This is a genomic window from Xanthomonas sp. DAR 35659, assembly GCF_041242975.1.
GTDB classification, from domain to species: Bacteria; Pseudomonadota; Gammaproteobacteria; order Xanthomonadales; family Xanthomonadaceae; genus Xanthomonas_A; species Xanthomonas_A medicagonis.
Genome location: NZ_CP162488.1, coordinates 4457153 through 4476853 on the forward strand (window position 1 = coordinate 4457153; position 19701 = coordinate 4476853).

Sequence of the window (19701 nt, forward strand, 5' to 3'; positions counted from 1 at the left end):
AAGCGTACAGCGTCAGGCCATGCGCTCTACTGCTTTTGCCCATTCCCGGTTCCCGATTCCCCATTCCCGGCCGCGTCCAAGGCCAAATTCAACGCCAGCACATTCACCCGCGGCTCGCCAAGCACGCCGAACTGGCGCGGCTGGGTCTGTGCGGTGACCAGGGCGGCGACGGTCTGTGGCGGCAGGCCGCGCGCGGCGGCGACGCGCGCCACTTGAATGTGCGCCGCGTCGACGCTGATGTCCGGGTCCATGCCGCTGCCGGACTGGGTGATCAGATCGTCCGGCACCTGCGCCGGGTCGATGCCCTCGCGTGCGGCGACCGCCTGGCGGGTGTCGTCCAGGCGCTTGCGCAGGTCGGGGTTGCTGCGCGCCTGGTTGCTGCCGGCCGCCGACATCGGGTCGTACTTGGCGGCGGACGGACGCGGCTGGAAGTAGCCGGCGGCGGCGAACGGCTGCGCCACCAGCGCCGAGCCGACCACGCGGCCGGCGTGGGTGCGCAGGCTGCCGTTGGCCTGCTCGGGGAACAGCGCGCCGGCCAGCACGGTGGCCAGCAGCGAGTACAGCGCCGCGGAGCCGAGCACCAGCAGCGGCAGCACCAGCACGGCGCGCCAGCGCAGCGGCTCGCGGGGGGAAACGGAAGACACGGTCATGGGAGCGAATCCGGAAGGAGCGGGAGGATCGGCGCCGGGCTCAGCCCAGCGCCACCAGCAGCAGGTCGATCAGCTTGATCCCGACGAACGGCAGCAGCACGCCGCCGACGCCGTAGATCAGCATGTTCCGGCGCAGCAGCGAGGTCGCCGACGCCGGGGTGAAGCGCACGCCGCGCAGCGCCAGCGGGATCAGCGCGGGAATCACCAGCGCGTTGAAGATCAGCGCCGCGAGTACCGCGTTGGTCGGGCTGGACAGGCGCATCACGTTCAACGCGGCCATCTGCGGGATCGCCGCGGCGAACAGCGCCGGCAGGATCGCGAAGTACTTGGACACGTCGTTGGCCAGCGAGAAGGTGGTCAGCGCGCCGCGGGTGATCAGCTGCTGCTTGCCCACTTCCACCACCGCCAGCAGCTTGGCCGGATCCGAATCCAGATCGACCATGTTGCCGGCCTCCTTGGCCGCCTGGGTGCCGGAGTTCATCGCCAGGCCGACGTCGGCCTGGGCCAGCGCCGGGGCGTCGTTGGTGCCGTCGCCGACCATCGCCACCAGGCGTCCGCCGGCCTGTTCCTGGCGGATGCGCGCCAGCTTGTCTTCGGGCGTGGCTTCGGCGATGTAGTCGTCCACGCCGGCCTCGGCGGCGATGGCCGCGGCGGTGAGCGGGTTGTCGCCGGTGATCATCACCGTCTTGACGCCCATCGCGCGCAGCCGCGCGAACTTCTCGCGCACGCCGTGCTTGACCACGTCCGACAGCTCGACCACGCCCAGCACGTGCCGGCCCTCGGCCACCACCAGCGGCGTGGCGCCGCTGCGCGCGACCTGCTCCACGCGCCCCTTCAGCTCCGCCGGCACCTGCCCGCCCAGCGCGGTGACGTGGCGGATCAGCGCATCGGCGGCGCCCTTGCGGATCGAGCGCGGCGGCTGCGTGCCGAACCCCGGCAGGTCGACACCGGACATGCGCGTCTGCGCGGTGAAGGCGACGAACTCGGCGTCCTCCGGATCGGCCGGCGGCAGGCCCTGCTCGCGCGCCAGGCGCACGATCGACTTGCCTTCCGGCGTCGGGTCGGCCAGCGACGACAGCATCGCCGCTTCGCGCAGCTGCGCCACGTCCACGCCGCTGAGCGCATGGAACACGGTGGCCTGGCGGTCGCCGTGGGTGATGGTGCCGGTCTTGTCCAGCAGCAGCACGTCGACGTCGCCGGCCACTTCCACCGCCTTGCCCGACTTGGCCAGCACGTTGGCCGACAGCGCGCGGTTCATGCCGGCGATGCCGATCGCCGGCAGCAGCCCGCCGATGGTGGTCGGGATCAGGCACACCAGCAGCGCGATCAGCAGCAGCGGATCCACATGCACGCCGACGAAGCCGGCGATCGCCGGCAGCGAGGCGACCACGATCAGAAAGGTCAGGGTCATCGCCGCCAGCAGCATGGTCAGCGCGATCTCGTTGGGCGTCTTCTGCCGGTTGGCGCCTTCCACCAGCGCGATCATCCGGTCCAGGAAGCTGTGGCCCGGTTCGGCGGTGACCTTCACCAGGATCTCGTCGGACAGCACCTTGGTGCCGCCGATGACGCCGGAGCGGTCGGTGCCGGCCTCGCGCAGCACCGGCGCGGATTCGCCGGTGACCGCGGCCTCGTTGATCGTGGCCAGGCCGTGCACGATCTCGCCGTCGGCCGGGATCAGTTCGCCGGCCGAGACCACCACCAGGTCGCCCGGGCGCAGTTCGGCGGCCGGCACGCTGGTCTCGCCGTCCAGCCGCACGCTGGCGACCCGGCGCGCCACCAGGTCCTTGCGTGCGCGCCGCAACGAGGCGGCCTGGCCGCGGCCGCGGGCCTCGGCCACCGCTTCGGCGAAGTTGCCGAACAACACGGTGATCAGCAGGATCGCGGTCACCGCCCAGCCGAAGCCGGCCGGGCCCTGGCCGGACACGGTGATCAGCGCCGACAGCAGCGTGCCGGCGAAGACCACGGCCATCACCGGGCTGCCGAGCAGGTGCCGCGGCGACAGCTTCAGCACGCTGTCGCGCAGGGCCGCGCGCAAGGCCGCGGCATCGAACAGCCCAGGCCGGCGCGCCGGCGAAGAAGCCACGGAAGTAGAAGGATGCGGGGTGCTCATCGTCGTCGTCTCAGTGCGCGGCCAGGGTCAGGTGATCGGCGATCGGTCCCAACACCAGGGCCGGCGTGAATTGCAGAACGGTCAGGACCGCGATGACCGCGATCAGGGTCAGCGCGAAGGTCGGGGTTTCCACCTGCAGGCTGCCGCCGGTTTCCGGCGCCACCCGCTTGCGCGCCAGTTGCGCGGCCACGATCAGCGGCACGATCAGCGCCGGGTAGCGGCCCAGCAGCAGCACCGCGGTGCAGCTCAGGTTCCACCACGGAATGCCATCGCCCAGCCCCTCGAAGCCGGAGCCGTTGTTGGCGAACGCCGAGGTGTACTCGTAGAACACCTGGCTGATGCCGTGGAAGCCGGGATTGGAGGTCGCCGAGAGCGACGCCGGCAGGGCCAGGGTGACGGCGGTGAAGCCGAGCAGCACCAGCGGCTGCAGCAGGATCAGCAGCGCCAGCAGGCGCACTTCCGGCGCCTCGATCTTGCGCCCGAACAGCTCCGGCGTGCGCCCGGTCATCAAGCCGGCCAGAAACACGCTCAGCAGCAGGTACACCAGGAACTGCTGCAGGCCGCAGCCGATGCCGCCCCAGATCGCGTTGATCAGCATGTTGACCATGGACACGCCGCCGGTCAGCGGCGCCAGCGAATCGTGCATGGCATTGACCGAGCCGTTGGAGGTCTGCGTGGTCAGCGACGACCAGGCGGCCGACGCGTCGGCGCCGAAGCGCACCTCCTTGCCCTCCATCAGCGCGGCACTGCCGGGCGCGTGGCCTTCGGCCCACAGCGACACCGCGGTGGACGCCAGCGACATCACCAACATGCTGCCGAACACCAGCGCGGTGAACTTGCGGCGCCCGGTGAACGGGCCGACCATGAACGCCACCGCCACCGGGATCAGGATGATGGCCAGCACCTCCAGCAGGTTGGAGAACGGCGTGGGATTCTCCAGCGCCATCGCGCTGTTGGGGCCGTACCAGCCGCCGCCGTTGGTGCCGAGCTGCTTGATCGCCACCATGGCCGCGACCGGGCCGAGCGGGATCTTCTGCGTCGGCTGGCCGGCGCTGGCATCCAGCGGCGTGGCGACCGGACCGGCGGCCAGCGTCGAGGGCACGCCCTGCTGGGTCAGCAGCACGGTCCACAGCAGGCACAGCGGCAGCAGGAAGCGCAGGGTCGGACGGATCACGTCGGCCCAGTAATTGCCGACGTCCACGTCCTGCGGCAACTCGCCACCGGCGACCGCCGCCGCGCGCGCCGCTTCATGGCCGCGCCCGCCGAACAGGCCGCGCAGCGTCGCCGCGACCAGCGCCAGGCCCATCATCGGGGTGATGAACTGCAGACCGACCACGCCCACCGCCTGCGACAGGTACGACAGCTGCGCCTGGCCGGAGTAGTGCTGCTGGTTGGTGTTGGTCAGGAACGAGACCATGGTGTGCAGGGCCACGTCCCAGCGCATGTTGGGCACGCCGTCGGGGTTGAACGGCAGCCAGGCCTGGGTCACGAACAGCGCGAACACCAGCACGCCCAGCACCAGGTTGCTGGCCAGGAACGCGCCGGCATAGGCGCGCCAGTGCATGCCGCGCGCCGGATCGGTGCCGAGCAGGCGGTACAACGGGCGTTCGACCCAGCCGAACAGCGCGTCGCCGCGCATCGGCGCCCCGCGCATCACCTTGGCCAGGTAAAGTCCGAGCGGCCAGCCGAGCAGCAGCGCCAGCGCATAGACAAGCAATGTATCGATCATGGAAGCGGTACTCGGCTCAGAAGTCTTCGGGGCGCAGGATCACGTACAGCAGGTAGCCGGCGGCGACGATCACCGCCACGCCGCAGACCAGCGATAGCCAGGTCGGCATGTCATCTCTCCTTCGGGGTCAGAATGTGGCCTGCAGCGCGACTTCCACGCGCGAGCCGGCCATGTCCGGGAACAGCCGCTTGGCGGCGCTGTCGGTGTCGTGCGCGGTCACGCGCAGTTCCAGCCCCGGGCCGCCCTGACCGCCGTGCGGCAGGGTGAACACCGCGCTGGCCAGGCCATGGGTGTAGCTGTCGGCATAGCTGCGCTGGAGCCAGTAGTGGCCCACTGCCGCCTCGACCCGGAACGTCTCATTGAACGGATAGCGCGCGCCGAGCTGCGCATAGGTGCCGGTGGTGTCGCTGGCCAGCGCATCGTCGGACCAACCCAGCTGCGCCCACACGCGCTGCTTCCAGGTCACGGTGGCGCCCAGCTCGGTCCAGTTCAGCGCCGCGGCCGAGGGGTACTGGTAGCGGGTGAGGTTCGCGTCCCAGGCCCAGTCCGGGGTGAATTGGCCGCGCCAGCCGAGCACACCATCGACTTCGGTGCTGGCGTGCGGGGTGCTGTCGAACTTGATGGACGAGGCCCACAGCGACGCGTACGCGCCGTTATCGGCGGCCAGCGCCAGACCGGCCTGCACGGCGGGGTCGCCATCGCTCTGGGTGCTGCCGCGCCAAACGTAGTCGTTGGTGAGCGTAGCGTTACCGCTGACGCTGGCGGCCTGCGCGGTGGCGGCGCCGGCCAGCAGGAACGAGCAGACCGCGCCGCGCGACAGATGCCGGCGGGCGGCGTGGGAAAACGGGGAGAACATGACAGGCGATCCAGGGCGGAACCATTCCGCCGACCTCGTCATATTCGGGCGCGGGGCCGTAAAGTCGCTATTGGCGCCAACCGTGGGCGGCGTAAATTCCGCGTAACGTCCATCGTCGCGGATCGGCGGTTCGCCGCGGGAAAGGCCGGCCTCGCGCCGGCCTTTCCGTCATGCGCGGCTCAGTGCAGCGGCACGCTCAGGCGCGACGGCGTGGCCGCCGGCGAACTGAAGCTGACACTGCCACCGAAGCGGCTGGCCGAGGTGTAGCGCGGGTCGGTGGTGTCCACCACCAGCACCAGCCGGTTGCCGGCGGGAATCTCGGCGGCGGTCGCCTGCAGCGGCAGGTCGATCGTGGTCGCCGCGCCCGGGGTCGCATTGCGCAGCGAATACGGCGCGTGGCTGAGCAGCTTGCCCACACCGGCGCCATCCATGCTGTACAGGTAGGCGAACAGCGACACGTTGGCCTGGCTCGGGGTCACGGTCACGCGCAGCGAGGGGCTGCCGACCAGGCGCTTGGCGCTGGCATAGACCGGCCCGGTCCAGACCGCGGCGCCGGCCCGCGTCACCAGCGGGATCGAGGTGCTGACCGGCTGGCCGAAGCCCTGCAGCAAACCGCTGACCAGCACCACGCCCGAATCGGCCAGGGTCGGCACGCCGGTGGCGATGCGGTGGCTCCAGCCGCTGCTGGTGCTGCCGGCCAGGGTGCCGGTGGGCGCGAGCAGGCCGCTGGGGCGGGTCAGGCCATAGGTGGTCGCGCCGGCCTGCACGCTGTTCCAGTCGGCATAGGCCAGCCAGGAGCCGCCGAGGGTGGACAGCTGCACCGGCTGCTCGCTGTCCACGCCGTTGGCCTGGCCCTTGAGGTAGTGGTCGAACCAGCGGGTGGCTTCGGTGTAGACCTCGTTGGGCAGGCCGAGCGCGCCCGGCAGTTCGGCGGTGGCGTGGTCGCCCTGGCTGAACATCAGGTGCTTGGGCCCGCTCAGCCGGTTGTACAGATCGATGTACTGGTTCGGCGGGAACAGGCCGTCGTTGAAGGCGTTGGCCAGCAGCACCGCAGGGCGGTTGCGGTTGAGCGCCTGCAGTTCGTTGATCACGCCACGCTCGCCGGCCTTGGGCAGGAAGCCCTGCACCGCGCCGTCGTAATCGCCGACCGCGACCCGCGCGCTGATCTGCGCCAGGTCCGGGCCGGGGCGGCCGGTGATCGCGCCGGAGGCGACCAGCAGCGCCACGCCCTGCTCGCTGACCGTGGCGTTGGCGTACAGCGAGGCCTGCAGGTCGGCCCAGCCGCTGAGCGCGGCGACCGCCTTGATCCGCGGATCGCGCGCGGCGGCGAGCAGGCTGGTGCCGGCGCCGTAGGAGATGCCGGACACGCCGATCGCCTTGGCATTGGCCGGCGTATTGGCCAATGCCCAGTCGATCACCGCGCTGACGTCCTCGATCGTGGCCGCGCCGGCGATGTCGATCTGCCCCTGCGAATCCCAGAACCCGCGCGAGGTGTAGCTGACCACCACGTAGCCGTTGCTGGCCAGTTCGCTGGCGCGGCCGACGTACTCCAGATTGGGCAGCGACCAGCTGGCCGGCATCACCACCAGCGGGAACGGCCCGCCGCCCTGGCCCTGCGGGACCAGCACCAGCGCGCCGAGCTTGGTGCCGTCGAAACTGGAGATGGTCTGGTACTGCTTGCTGAAACCGCCGGCGAACGCCGCGGTGGAGAACAACAGCATCGCGCACAGGGCGATGCAGCGGGACACGGACATGCGCATGGACTGCCTCCAGGAGGCGCTGGACCGGAATGGACCAGCTGCCGGATACGGTGACGGGCACACGACGTGGGGGTCGAGTGCCGCGACCATACCAGCGGGTACGGGCGCTTTCACGCCGCAGTGCGGCACGGTATGGTGGGGCGTTCGTGGGCCCATTGGGGTCCCGGTCGCTTTGCCATTTCTCCTTCGCCGTACCCTCATCCGCCCCTGCGGGGCACCTTCTCCCGAGGGGAGAAGGAAAAGCAGAGCCCCTCTCCCAGCGGGAGAGGGGTTGGGGTGAGGGTCCGGCGCGAAAGCGACGCGCGGAGGCTGGGTACACGAGGCCTGCGCCCGTACCCTCATCCGCCCCTGCGGGGCACCTTCTCCCGAGGGGAGAAGGGAAAGCAGAGGCCGTGTCCCGGATTTCCGCTAGTCGGCAAAATGCGCATAGCCGCGCCTTGGCGGTTGCCAGGACTGACCATCAGCATCGAGGACGGCGATCCCGCTGCCGACGACGATACGGCCGATCGGGGTGGCCGCGACGCCGATCGCCTGCAGCGCCTGCACGATGGCCGCGTGCTGCGCCGGTGCGGCGGTGAAGCACAGTTCGTAGTCGTCGCCGCCGCCCAGTTGCCAGGCGTGCACCTGCGCCGCATCCGCATCGGCCGGCGCCGCGACCGCCGGCAGCGCCGCCAGCGCCAGTTCGGCGCCGACGCCGCTGCGCGCGCAAATGTGCTCCAGGTCGGCCAGCAGCCCGTCGGAGATGTCGACGCAGGCATGCGCCAGCCCGCGCAAGCGCAGTCCGGCCTGCACCCGCGGCGACGGCCGCAGCAGGCGCTGGCGCAGGCGTTCGTGCAGCGGATCGGCGGCGACCCGGGTCACGTCCAGGCGTCCGGCCTGCCACAACGCCAGCGCCGCGGCGGCCTCGCCCGGCTGCCCGGTCACCCAGATGTCGTCGCCGGGCCGCGCGCCACCGCGGCGCAGCGCCTCTCCGGGCGCGACGCTGCCGATCGCGGTGAGCGAGAGCGCCAACGGCCCACGCGTGGTGTCGCCACCGACCAGGGCGATGCCGTGCGCATCGGCCAGCGCGAAGAAGCCATCGGCGAAGGCGTCGATCCAGCCCGCGTCGGCCTGCGGCAACGACAGCGACAGCGTGCACCAGCGCGGCTGCGCGCCCATCGCGGCCAGATCCGACAGGTTCACCGCCAGCGTCTTCCAGCCGATATCGGCGGGCGCGGTTTCTGCCGGGAAATGCACGCCGGCATTGAGCGTATCGGTGGTGATCGCCAACTGCTCGCCGGGCGGCGGCTGCAACAGCGCCGCATCGTCGCCGATCCCCAGCGGCACGTCGTCGCGCGCCCCGATGCGGGCGCGCAGGCGATCGATCAGATCGAATTCAGGCATTGGGGCTGGGAATCGGGAATGGGGAGTGGGGAATGGTGAGAAGCAGCCGCAACAGCCGCGGCGCCGGGAATTTGCACGGGACGTCCTTCGCTTTTGCCATTCCCCATTCCCGCCTCCCCATTCCCAGCTCTCAGCCCCCCGACTCCACCGCCCGCCAGGCCACCGCGGCGCGGTCGAGGACGCCGTTGACGTAGGTGTGGCCGTGTTCGGAGCCGAAGCGCTTGGCGGTCTCGATCGCTTCGTTGATCACCACGCGGTACGGCACGTCCATGCGATGCAGCAGTTCGTAGGCGGCCAGGCGCAGCACCGCGCGCTCGATCGCGTCCACTTCCTCGACCGTGCGGTCCAGGTAGCCGACCAGCGCCGCATCCAGTTCGGCGCGGTGCTTGAGCACGCCTTCCACCAGGTTCTCGAAATACACCAGGTCGGCGATCTCGTGCGCCTGTTCGTGCGCGAACTGCGCGATCACGTGCTGGGCGGTGCCGCCGGCGATCTGCCAGGCGTAGATCGCCTGCAGCGCGCGCCGGCGCGCGCGCGAGCGCAGCACCGGATCGACGCCATCGCGGCGGACGTGCTTGTGGCCGACGGGCTTGTTCACGGCAACAACTCCAGAAGATTGACCATTTCCAACGCGGTCAGCGCCGCTTCCTCCCCCTTGTTGCCATGGCTGCCGCCGGCGCGCGCCTCGGCATCCTCGACCTGCTCCACCGCCAGCACGCCGTTGAGCACCGGCACGCGGAAATCCAGCGACACCCGCAGCAGGCCCTCGGCGCAGCCGTCGGCGACGTGTTCGTAATGGCGGGTGTCGCCGCGGATCACGCAGCCCAGCGCGATGATCGCGGCATGCTTGCCGGCCGCGGCCAGGCGCGCGGCGACCAGCGGCAGTTCCCACGCCCCCGGGACGCGGATCACGTCCACCGCGTCATCGGCGATACCGTTGCCGGACAGGCTCTGCCGCGCACCGGCGACCAGCACGTCGGTGATGCGGGCGTTCCAGCGGCTGGCGATGATCGCGAAGCGCGCGGACGGGTGCGGTCGGAGGTCGCCTTCGTAATGGGACATGGCGGTGGCAGGTTCAGGGGGTGGAAGAGTTTAACAGGCAGCGGGGCCGCGCCCCGGAAAGCGGCCCAGGGGATCCGTGCAGAAGACCGAGCCACCGACAATGGCAGGAATCGCGCGGGATCAGCTTCTCCCGATTCCCGACTCCCGATTCCCCATTCCCGGCTCCACATGCTCCACCACCTCCAGCCCGAACCCGGCCAGGCCGATCTGCCGGCGAGGCGTGCCCAGCACGCGCAGCTTGCCCAGGCCCAGGTCGGCCAGGATCTGGCTGCCGGCGCCGTTGCGCCGCCACTGGCCCACGTCCTTGCCGTGCACCGCCTCCGGCTGCGCGCGCAGCCGCGCCAGCAGCGCCTCGCTGTCGCGCGGCGCCGACAGCACCACCATCACCCCGCGCTCGGCGGCGGCGATCGCGCGCAGCGCATCGCTGGCGGCCACGCCGAAATCGTCGCGGCGCCAGTGCAGCAGGTCGGCCAGCGGGTTTTCCACCTGCACCCGCACCAGGGTCGGGGTGGCCGCGTCGGGGGTGCCGCGGACCAGGGCGAAGTGCAGGTCGTGGGCGATGCGGTCGCGGTAGGTAACCAGGGTGAAGCCGCCGAACTCGGTGTCGATGGGCCGTTCGTCGATGCGCTCGACGGTGTGCTCGGTGGCCAGGCGGTAGGCGATCAGGTCGGCGATCGAGCCCATCTTCAGGCCATGGCTGCGGGCGAACTCCTCCAACTGCGGGCGCCGCGCCATGCTGCCGTCGGGGTTGAGCACTTCCACCAGCACGCCGGCCGGCTCCAGCCCGGCCAGCATCGGCAGGTCGCTGGCGGCCTCGGTGTGGCCGGCGCGGGTCAACACCCCGCCCGGCTGGGCGATCAGCGGGAAGATGTGGCCGGGCTGGCTGAGGTCGTGCGGCTTGGCGTCCGGCTTGACCGCGGTGCGCACGGTGTGGGCGCGGTCGTAGGCGGAGATGCCGGTGGTCACGCCCTCGGCGGCCTCGATGCTGACGGTGAAGTTGGTATGGAACTGCGCGGTGTTGCGCTGGACCATCGGCGCCAGGCCCAACTGCGCGCAGCGCTCGCGGGTCAGCGACAGGCACACCAGGCCGCGCGCGTGGGTGACCATGAAGTTGATGTCCGAGGGCTTGACCAGCTCGGCGGCCATGATCAGGTCGCCCTCGTTCTCGCGGTCCTCGTCGTCGACGATGACCACCATGCGGCCGGCGCGGAGTTCTTCCAGCAGCTCGGGGACGGAGGCGAAATTCAGGCTCGGGGTGACGGAAGGCGACATGCGGGGACTCGCGAAAGGCGGAAGATGCCATGCGCGCCGCAGGCCGCGGCGCCGCATGGCGGAAGGAGGGACGCGGCCAGGCTCAGGCCTGGCGGCCCTGCAGCAGGCGTTCGACGTAGCGCGCGACCAGGTCGATCTCCAGGTTCACCGCCGCGCCGACGGCGGTGTGCGCGAACGCGGTGTGCGCCACGGTGTGCGGGATCAGCGCGACCTCGAAGCCTTCCGCGTCGACTTCGTTGACGGTAAGGCTCACCCCGTCCACGCAGATCGAACCCTTCTTGGCGATGTAGCGCAGCAACGCCGGCGGCGCGGCGAAGCGCCAGCGCTGCGCGCGCGCGTCGTCGTGGATCGACAGCACCGTGCCGAGCCCATCGACATGGCCGCTGACCAGGTGTCCGCCGAGCCGGTCGGTCGGGCGCATCGCCCGCTCCAGGTTCAGCGCCGCGCCTTCGGCGAGGGCGCCGAGCGTGGTCAGGGCCAGGGTTTCGGTGGAAGCGTCGGCCTGGAACGCCGCCGCGTCGAAGGCGATCACGGTCAGGCACACGCCGTTGACCGCGATGCTCTCGCCGAGCTGCACGTCGGCGAACGGCAGGCTGCCGGTGGCGAAGGTGAAGCGGACATCGCCGCCCTGCGGTTGGCGAGCGGCAAGGCGGCCGACGCCTTCGATGATTCCGGTGAACATGGCTACGTTTCTCGCAATGGGGTGAGCGAAAAACGCCACAAGGCAAACAGGCGCGCGCACAGCCGCGAGGCTGCGCGAAGGCCGTCTTCTTTCATCCGGACTATACCGTCGGCTCCGGCATCGCACCGGATCTGCTGACCTTCCCGATTCGGCGCGTCGCGCCTGCGCCGGGAAGCGCTCGCGGGCTCGTGCGCGAACGCACCTACCGCCGGTGGGGAATCGCACCCCGCCCTGAAGACGTTTGTGGTCGCCGGCGAACCGGCCCGCGCATTCTAGCAGGGCGGGCCTGCCCCCAGCCGGCGCCGACGGCGCACGGGTGGGACATAGCGTCGCGGCGAACACGGCAACCTTGCGTGCGGCGACGTGCGGACGCGGCGCGGCGCGCGCACCGGCCGGCTGCATGAAGGTTCGCAAGGGTCGGCAGGCCGATGCCGGCCGTCCTCGCACGGAGTGGGCGGATCAGGCGGCGCCCTCCCCCGTCGATCGGTGTCACTGGATCGGCATGCGCTGCGTGCCGCATGGTCCAAACGCGCTGCGTATGCAATACCGTCGCGCCTCGCGCACGCGGCAAGCGCGCCGCGCGGGGCTTACGCGGCGTCCTCCGCCGTCGGTTGCAGCAGCAGGCGCAGGTCGTCGCCGATCTGGCGCGTCTCCAGCAGGCGCAGCGGCACGCGCTGCGCCATCGTGTCGATGCCCAGCCCGGCCAGCAGCGGGCGCGCGTCGCCGCCGAGCAGCAGCGGCGCCAGGTAGACCAGCAGTTCGTCGACCAGGCCGGCGCGCAGCAGCGCGCCGCTCAGCGTCGCGCCAGCCTCGACCTGCACCTCGTTGACGCCGCGTTCGGCGAGCAGGCGCAACACCGCCTCCAGATCGAAGCGGCCCGCCTGCAGCGGCACCGCGGCGAATTCGGCCTCCGCCAGCGATGGCGGCAGCCGATCCGGCGCGTGCAGAAACAGCGTCGGCGCGGCGCCGTCGCGCACCTTGGCCTGACCCAGCGTGCGCAACCGCGCATCCAGCACCACGCGCAGCGGCGGCACGACGTCGGCCGCATCGTCCAGGCGCACGGTCAGCGATGGATCGTCGGCCAGCACGGTGCCGGCGCCGGTCAGGATCGCCCCGGCGCGCGCGCGCCAGTGCTGCACGTCGTGGCGCGCGGCCGCGCCGGTGATCCACTTCGACTCGCCGCTGGCCAGCGCGGTGCGCCCGTCCAGGCTGGCGCCGAGCTTGACCCGCAGCCACGGCCGGCCGCGCTGCACCCGCGACAGGAAACCGCGGTTGAGCGCCCGCGCCTGCGCTTCCATCAGGCCCGCCTGCACCGCGATCCCGGCCTCGCGCAGCAGCGCGAAGCCGCCGCCGTTGACCTGCGGGAACGGGTCGGCCATCGCCGCGACCACCCGGGTCACGCCCGCCTCGATCAAGGCCAATGCGCACGGCGGGGTGCGCCCGTAATGCGCGCACGGTTCCAGGGTCACGTAGGCGGTGGCGCCACGCGCGCGGTCGCCGGCGGCGCGCAGCGCGACCACCTCCGCATGCGGGCCGCCGGCGCGCTGGTGGAAGCCCTCGCCGACCACCTCGCCGTCGCGCACGAGCACGCAGCCGACCATCGGATTGGGCCGCGCGGTGTAGGCGCCACGTTCGGCCAGGCGCAAGGCCTGCGCCATGTGGCGATGATCGTCGGCGGAAAACGCGCTCATGCCGCGGACGCTCCCGCCGCCGGCGCACCGGTCTCGATCCGCATCACGATCACCTGCAACGGCCCCAGCGGCAATTCCACATGCGGCTGCCATCCCAGGCGCTGATAGAACGGCACCAACTGTGACTGGCAGTACAGGTAAAGATAGCCGCCGTGCAGCCGCGCCGCGGCCTGCACGCAATGCGCGACCAGGCGCTCGCCGACCCCGCGTCCGCGCGCGTGCGGACGCACGTACAGGGTCGCCAGCCACGGCGAGAACTGGCGGATGCGCGCATCGTCGTTCTGCAGCAGGCTGACCGAACCGAGCCAGTCCGCGCCGTCCAGCGCGATCCAGGTGGTGGGAATGCGGGTGTCGCAGCGATGGCTGCGCAGATCGGCCTCGGCCTCGTCCAGCGCCCATTCCGGCAACAACGGGCCGAACGCTTGCAGGTGCTCGCCGGCCAGCGCCGGGATGTGCTGCGGCGCCTCGCCCAGGCAGGCGATCCGCATGCCGCTCACCGCTTGCCGGACTTGTCGCCCGGCTTGTCTGCGCGAACCAGGTCCAGCAGCGGCAGTTGCTCGCTGCCCACCGGCAATTCGCGTTCGAGCTTCTCGATCTCCTCGCGAAAATCGGCCACGTCCTGGAAGCTGCGGTACACCGAGGCGAAACGCACGTAGCCGACGTGGTCGAGCTTGCGCAGCTCGGCCATGACGTACTCGCCGACCCGGATCGACGGCAGTTCGCGCTCGCCGGACATGCGCAACTGGTGCACCACCGCGCGTACCGCCGCCTCGATCTGCTCCTCGGCCACCGGCCGCTTCTGCAGCGCGCGGTCGAAACTGGTGCGCAACTTGCGCGCATCGAACGCCTCGCGGCCGCCGTCGCTCTTGATCACCGTCGGCAGCTTGAGCTCGATCGTCTCCAGCGTGCTGAAGCGCTCGCCGCACGCCTCGCACTCGCGCCGCCGGCGGATCGTCGCGCCGTCCTCGGACACCCGCGAATCGATCACCCGGGTATCGGTGTGCTGGCAGAAGGGGCAGTGCATTCAGAGCGCCGGGAGTGGGGAAACGGGAATGGGGAATGGGAACGTCAAAGGCGCCAGCTTAGCGCTTTCAACCATTCCCGATTCTCCATTCCCCATTCCCCCATCAGCCATACAGGTGCCGGGAGTGGGGAAACGGGACTGGGAACGCCAAAGGCGCCAGCTAGCGCTCTCAACCATTCCCGATTCTCCATTCCCCATTCCCGTTTTTCAGCCATACACCGGATACTTGCGGCACTGCGCGGTCACCGCGTCGCGCACGCGGGCCAGCACCGCGTCGTCGGTCGGGGCGTCGAGCACGTCGGCGATCCAGTTGGCCAGGTCGATGCTGTCCTGCTCCAGGTAGCCACGGGTGGTGATCGCCGGGGTGCCCAGGCGCAGGCCCGAGGTCACGAACGGCGAACGCGGGTCGTTGGGCACCGAGTTCTTGTTGACGGTGATGTGGGCCTTGCCCAGCGCCGCTTCCGCGTCCTTGCCGGAGACATCGCGGCCGATCATGTCGACCAGCATCAGGTGGTTCTCGGTGCCGCCGGAGACGATCTTGTAGCCGCGCGCGATCAGGGTCTTGGCCATGGCCTGGGCGTTCTTCACCACCTGCTGCTGGTAGGTCGCGAATTCCGGCTCCAGCGCTTCCTTGAACGCCACCGCCTTGGCCGCGATCACGTGCATCAGCGGGCCGCCCTGGATGCCGGGGAACACGATCGACTGCAGCTTCTTGGACAGGTCCTCGAGCTTGTCGCCGGCACCGGCGGCGCTGGCCACGATGATGCCGCCGCGCGGGCCGCGCAGGGTCTTGTGGGTGGTGGAGGTGACCACGTGCGCATGCGGCAGCGGGGTCGGATAGACGCCGGCGGCGACCAGGCCGGCCACGTGCGCCATGTCCACGAAGAAATATGCGCCGACCTTGTCGGCGATGGCGCGGAAGCGCGCCCAGTCGATGACCTGCGAGTAGGCGGAGAAGCCCGCCACCACCATCTTCGGCTTGTGCTCCACGGCCAGCCGCTCGACTTCGTCGTAGTCGATCAGACCCTGGTCGTTCACCCCGTACTGCACGGCGTTGAACAGCTTGCCGGAGGCGTTGACCTTGGCGCCGTGGGTCAGGTGGCCGCCGTGCGCCAGCGACATGCCCAGGATGGTGTCGCCCGGCTGCAGCAGCGCGAAGTACACCGCCTGGTTGGCCTGCGAGCCGCTGTGCGGCTGCACGTTGGCGTAGTCGGCGCCGAACAGTCGCTTGACCCGGTCGATGGCCAGTTGCTCGGCCACGTCGACGAATTCGCAGCCGCCGTAGTAGCGCTTGCCCGGGTAGCCCTCGGCGTACTTGTTGGTCAACTGGCTGCCCTGCGCTTCCATCACCCGCGGGCTGCAGTAGTTCTCGCTGGCGATCAGCTCGACATGGTCTTCCTGGCGACCGGCTTCGGCGGCGATGGCCTGGGCCAGTTCGGGATCGTAGGTTTCGATGCGGGCGTCGCGCGGGAACATCGGGTCTCCGGGGGCATGGACAGAAGGCAGACCGCTAGTTTAAGCCCCGCGCAGGGCCGGCGGCGAACCAAAACGACGACGGCCTCCCGAAGGAGGCCGTCGCGGCGCGCCATGCGGCCCGATCAGCGGCCGCTGAGCACCAGATCGGCGATGATGCCGGTGGCGATCGCCACCATCAGCAGGTTGCCGCCGTCGTCGCGGACCCAGCGATAGCCGTACGGCGGGCGCCGCACCTGGTAGCGGTCGTAGTCGTAGACCACGTAGTTCGGGCCGTAGTAGCGCTGGCCGCGCGCCCAGCGCGGCGGGCCCGGGCGGTAGTAGACGACATCCGGCCGGCGGCGGTAGCCGTCGCGATAGCCATGCTCGTAGGCGTGCCGCGCATCGCGACGGTCACGCTCGCGATCGCGCCAGTCGCGCTCGCGGTCGGCGTCGCGGTAGCCGCGGTCGTACCAGCCGCGGTCCCCATGCGGGCCGCGGCCCGGCGGCGGCCCCGGCGGACCCCAGCCCGGCCCGTTGGCCGGTCCCGGACCCGGGCCCGGGCCGCCCGGACCCCAGGCGAAGGCGGGCGGCGCCATGAAACCCAGCGCCAGCGCGGACGAGAGGGCAAGGGTGGCAAAACGTTTCGCGTTCATGGCAACTCCGTCACAGGGTGTGGCGATTGCATTTACGCCGGAACCGTCTGAACCGCTTCCTGCTGGAACCGGTTACGTATTCAGCTTGTCCGAATCGAGTAAGGAAGCGTTAACCCGCTCGCCGCCGAAGGCGGCTGAATGGCCTTGCCGCTATACTGTCGCCATCCCTTTTCTGCCGCTGTCCGGCCGCCCCGGCCGGGCGTCGGCATGCGCTACGGAGCCGCCATGTCGCAATACATCTACACCATGAACCGGGTCAGCAAGACCGTGCCGCCCAAGCGCCAGATCATCAAGGACATCTCGCTGTCGTTCTTCCCCGGCGCCAAGATCGGCCTGCTCGGCCTCAACGGCGCCGGCAAGTCCACCGTGCTGAAGATCATGGCCGGCGTGGACACCGATTTCGAGGGCGAGGCGCGTCCGCAGCCCGGCACCAAGGTCGGCTACCTGGCGCAGGAGCCGGAGCTGGACCCGAACAAGACCGTGCGCGAGTCGGTCGAGGAAGGCGTGGGCGAAGTGCTGCAGGCGCAGGCCGCGCTGGAAGCGGTGTACGCCGCCTATGCCGAGGAAGGCGCCGACTTCGACGCGCTGGCCAAGGAACAGGAGCGCCTGGAGGCGATCCTCGCCGCCGGCGACGCACACACCCTGGAGAACCAGCTCGACGTGGCCGCCGACGCGCTGCGGCTGCCGCCGTGGGACGCCAAGATCGCCAACCTGTCCGGCGGCGAGAAGCGCCGCGTGGCGCTGTGCCGGCTGCTGCTGCAGAAGCCGGACATGCTGCTGCTCGACGAACCGACCAACCACCTCGACGCCGAATCGGTGGAGTGGCTGGAGCAGTTCCTGGCGCGTTACGCCGGCACCGTGGTCGCCGTGACCCACGATCGCTACTTCCTCGACAACGCCGCCGAATGGATTCTGGAACTGGACCGCGGCCGCGGCATTCCGTGGAAGGGCAACTACACCGAATGGCTGATGCAGAAGGACGAGCGCCTGAAGCAGGAAGACAATCAGGAAAAGGCCCGGCAGAAGGCGATCCAGAAGGAACTGGAGTGGTCGCGGCAGAACGCGAAGGGCGGCCGCACCAAGGGCAAGGCGCGCCTGGCGCGCCTGGAAGAACTGCAGTCGGTCGATTACCAGAAGCGCAACGAGACCAACGAAATCTTCATCCCGCCGGGCGAGCGCCTGGGCAACGCGGTGATGGAGTTCAGGAACGTCTCCAAGAAATTCGGCGACCGCCTGCTGATCGACAACCTGTCGATGATCGTGCCGCCGGGCGCCATCGTCGGCATCATCGGCCCCAACGGCGCCGGCAAGTCGACCCTGTTCAAGATGATCACCGGGCAGGAGAAGCCGGATTCGGGCGAGATCGTGGTCGGCCCCACCGTGCAGCTGTCGTACGTGGACCAGAGCCGCGACAAGCTGGAAGGCAACCACAACGTGTTCCAGGAAATCGCCGGCGGCCTGGACATCCTCAACATCAATGGCGTGGAGATCCAGTCGCGCGCCTACATCGGCCGCTTCAACTTCAAGGGCCAGGACCAGCAGAAGATGGTCGGTTCGCTGTCCGGCGGCGAGCGCGGCCGCCTGCACATGGCCAAGACCCTGTTGCAGGGCGGCAACGTGCTGCTGCTCGACGAACCGTCCAACGACCTGGACATCGAAACCCTGCGCGCGCTGGAAGACGCGCTGCTGGAGTTCCCGGGCAACACCTTCGTGATCTCGCACGACCGCTGGTTCCTGGATCGCATCGCGACCCACATCCTGGCGTTCGAAGGCGACTCGCACGTGGAGTTCTTCCAGGGCAACTACCGCGAGTACGAGGAAGACAAGAAGCGCCGCCTCGGCGACGACGCCGGCCCGAAGCGGCTGCGCTTCAAGGCGCTGAAGTAAGCCCCGCGCGCAGGGCATCCACGCAAACGGCCGCGCCATGGCGCGGCCGTTTGCGTTTCGGCCCTCGGTGCGCACGCCGGCCACCGGCGCCGGGGAAGACAACGGCGACATGCCTGCAGGACGGCACGCGGCATCCCGGCTGCACGCGCGGCAGCACCGCCGCGGCATCGCGCGCGTCCCGATGCAGGCCGGACAGGCGCAGGAGGCCGCGAAAGGGCTGTGCGCACGCAGTGGCTGCGCCCGCCTGCGTACCGTCGGCCGCGCTTGCTGCCCGCCCTCCCAGACCGCCTACCGAACGCGCCGGGCAACGCACGCTTGCGTGGCGATGGTGTAGAAACACTGGCTGGCCCTCGCCGCTCGCGGACGCAATGCGCAACGATCGCTCACGCTGCTCTTCCTTCTCGCCCGGCAGGCGCGACCTGCTGCGGCTGGCCGTGCTCGCTCCGGCGGCGGCCGGGCTGGGCCTGCTGCCGGGGTGTTCGGCGCCACCGCGCTTCGACGGCGGCTTCATCCAGCCGTGGCGCAGCCATCTGCAGCTGAGCGCGCAGCAGTGGCAGCAGCAGATGGCGCTGGCGCGACGCATGGGCTGCCGCCGGATCGTGCTGCAGTGGGCCGGGGTGTACGGCGGCGACGATGCGGACTGGGAGGTGCCGGACACCGTGATGCAGGTGATCTTCTCCACCGCGGCGGCGGCGGGCCTGCAGGTGCGCGTCGGCCTGCCCTACCACGGCGGCTGGTGGAAGGCGCTGCAGCGCCCGGACCTGCCCGCGCTGGACGCCTTCCTGGCACTGACCCTGGAGCGCGCGCGCACCTACCTGCAGCGCGCACCGTGGGCGGCGCAGGGCAATTTCGGCGGCTGGTACCTGCCCTACGAACTGGAGCAGTTCCACTGGGCGCAGGACGACCGCCAGCAGCGCCTGTGCGACTGGCTCGCCGCGCTGCACGCCGCGGCCGCGGCCGGCACCGCGCAGCCGACCGCGATCTCGACCTACTTCAGCCGCCTGCCGGGCGCGGGCTCGCTCGCGCAACTGTGGCGCCGCATCCTCGCACGGGTACCGCTGCGGCCGATGGTGCAGGACGGCGTCGGCGTGGCCGGGCTGGGCAACCTGGACGGCGTGGATCCGCTGCTTGCGCTGCTGCGTGCGCGCAAGGTGGATTTCGACGTGGTGGTCGAAGTGTTCGAGCAGTTGTCCAGTTCGGCCGCCGACGGCAGCGACTTCCAGGCGCGGACCGCCGATGCGGCGCGCATCGACACGCAATTGGCATGGGCACGGCGCAGCGGCGCCGCGGAAGTCTTCGCCTTCGCGCTGGATCCGTGGCTGTCGCAGGACACGCCGCGCGCGCAAGCGCTGCGCCGCCAGTGGCGGATTTCGCGCCAGTAGGATTCGCTGGCGCGCAGAGGCGACGTTCGCCGAGTCGCCGATTGCTGGCCGGCGCAGGCGCGACGGCGCAACGCGTCCGGCAGGCCAGTTCGCCCGTCCCGGGTA

The 19701-nt window shown here is 70.5% G+C and carries 18 protein-coding genes and 1 riboswitch; of the genes, 2 read left to right on the forward strand and 16 right to left on the reverse strand.

Annotation, left to right across the window (positions count from 1 at the left end):
* Nucleotides 1-26: 26 nt before the first annotated feature.
* From kdpC to AB3X07_RS18940, 16 genes are all read right to left on the reverse strand, one after another.
* Nucleotides 27-650, reverse strand: coding sequence for a potassium-transporting ATPase subunit KdpC (kdpC, locus tag AB3X07_RS18865; protein ID WP_369940275.1), 624 nt, complete (start codon nt 648-650; stop codon nt 27-29).
* A 40-nt stretch (nt 651-690) separates the two neighbouring features.
* Nucleotides 691-2760 (reverse strand): potassium-transporting ATPase subunit KdpB, encoded by a 2070-nt coding sequence (gene kdpB / locus AB3X07_RS18870; protein WP_369940277.1) that lies wholly within the window; start codon nt 2758-2760, stop codon nt 691-693.
* Nucleotides 2761-2770: 10 nt separating this feature from the next.
* A complete protein-coding gene (gene kdpA / locus AB3X07_RS18875; RefSeq protein ID WP_369940278.1) occupies nt 2771-4489 on the reverse strand; it encodes a potassium-transporting ATPase subunit KdpA in 1719 nt (572 codons plus the stop codon).
* A gap of 16 nt (nt 4490-4505) precedes the next feature.
* Nucleotides 4506-4598, reverse strand: coding sequence for a potassium-transporting ATPase subunit F (locus AB3X07_RS18880; protein ID WP_369940279.1), 93 nt, complete (start codon nt 4596-4598; stop codon nt 4506-4508).
* A gap of 18 nt (nt 4599-4616) precedes the next feature.
* On the reverse strand, nt 4617-5345 hold the full coding sequence (locus AB3X07_RS18885; protein WP_369940281.1) for a TorF family putative porin: 729 nt from the start codon (nt 5343-5345) through the stop codon (nt 4617-4619).
* A gap of 179 nt (nt 5346-5524) precedes the next feature.
* Nucleotides 5525-7105 carry a CocE/NonD family hydrolase gene (locus AB3X07_RS18890; RefSeq protein WP_369940282.1) on the reverse strand — a complete coding sequence of 527 codons (1581 nt, stop codon included), beginning with the start codon at nt 7103-7105 and terminating at the stop codon, nt 5525-5527.
* Nucleotides 7106-7513: 408 nt separating this feature from the next.
* Complete coding sequence (gene thiL / locus AB3X07_RS18895) at nt 7514-8488, reverse strand: thiamine-phosphate kinase (protein WP_369940283.1); 975 nt, start codon at nt 8486-8488, stop codon at nt 7514-7516.
* 130 nt (nt 8489-8618) lie between these two features.
* Nucleotides 8619-9086 carry a transcription antitermination factor NusB gene (gene nusB, locus AB3X07_RS18900; RefSeq protein WP_369940285.1) on the reverse strand — a complete coding sequence of 156 codons (468 nt, stop codon included), beginning with the start codon at nt 9084-9086 and terminating at the stop codon, nt 8619-8621.
* Nucleotides 9083-9550 (reverse strand): 6,7-dimethyl-8-ribityllumazine synthase, encoded by a 468-nt coding sequence (gene ribH / locus AB3X07_RS18905; protein ID WP_369940287.1) that lies wholly within the window; start codon nt 9548-9550, stop codon nt 9083-9085. Before ribH ends, nusB begins: the two co-directional genes overlap by 4 nt.
* A 120-nt stretch (nt 9551-9670) precedes the next feature.
* Nucleotides 9671-10798, reverse strand: coding sequence for a 3,4-dihydroxy-2-butanone-4-phosphate synthase (gene ribB, locus AB3X07_RS18910; RefSeq protein WP_369944811.1), 1128 nt, complete (start codon nt 10796-10798; stop codon nt 9671-9673).
* A gap of 106 nt (nt 10799-10904) precedes the next feature.
* Nucleotides 10905-11504, reverse strand: a complete 600-nt coding sequence (locus AB3X07_RS18915; RefSeq protein ID WP_369940289.1) for a riboflavin synthase — start codon at nt 11502-11504, stop codon at nt 10905-10907.
* A gap of 79 nt (nt 11505-11583) precedes the next feature.
* Nucleotides 11584-11747, reverse strand: a riboswitch (FMN riboswitch).
* Between the two features lie 344 nt (nt 11748-12091).
* Nucleotides 12092-13195, reverse strand: coding sequence for a bifunctional diaminohydroxyphosphoribosylaminopyrimidine deaminase/5-amino-6-(5-phosphoribosylamino)uracil reductase RibD (gene ribD / locus AB3X07_RS18920; protein ID WP_369940291.1), 1104 nt, complete (start codon nt 13193-13195; stop codon nt 12092-12094).
* Entirely contained in the window at nt 13192-13692 is a 501-nt protein-coding gene (locus tag AB3X07_RS18925; RefSeq protein WP_369940293.1) for a GNAT family N-acetyltransferase, read from the reverse strand. Before AB3X07_RS18925 ends, ribD begins: the two co-directional genes overlap by 4 nt.
* The gene (nrdR, locus tag AB3X07_RS18930; protein WP_003466200.1) at nt 13689-14219 is read right to left on the reverse strand and encodes a transcriptional regulator NrdR; all 531 of its coding nucleotides are present in this window, start codon (nt 14217-14219) and stop codon (nt 13689-13691) included. The genes AB3X07_RS18925 and nrdR overlap by 4 nt, the downstream gene beginning before the upstream one ends.
* A 207-nt stretch (nt 14220-14426) precedes the next feature.
* Complete coding sequence (gene glyA / locus AB3X07_RS18935; RefSeq protein WP_369940296.1) at nt 14427-15695, reverse strand: serine hydroxymethyltransferase; 1269 nt, start codon at nt 15693-15695, stop codon at nt 14427-14429.
* Nucleotides 15696-15817: 122 nt separating this feature from the next.
* Complete coding sequence (locus AB3X07_RS18940) at nt 15818-16327, reverse strand: RcnB family protein (protein ID WP_369940298.1); 510 nt, start codon at nt 16325-16327, stop codon at nt 15818-15820.
* A gap of 225 nt (nt 16328-16552) precedes the next feature.
* Here AB3X07_RS18940 and ettA point away from each other — a divergent pair, with 225 nt between their 5' ends.
* Both ettA and AB3X07_RS18950 read left to right on the forward strand, forming a co-directional pair.
* Complete coding sequence (gene ettA, locus AB3X07_RS18945) at nt 16553-18214, forward strand: energy-dependent translational throttle protein EttA (protein ID WP_369940300.1); 1662 nt, start codon at nt 16553-16555, stop codon at nt 18212-18214.
* Nucleotides 18215-18582: 368 nt separating this feature from the next.
* Complete coding sequence (locus tag AB3X07_RS18950) at nt 18583-19596, forward strand: DUF4434 domain-containing protein (RefSeq protein ID WP_369940301.1); 1014 nt, start codon at nt 18583-18585, stop codon at nt 19594-19596.
* The last annotated feature ends 105 nt before the right edge of the window (nt 19597-19701 follow it).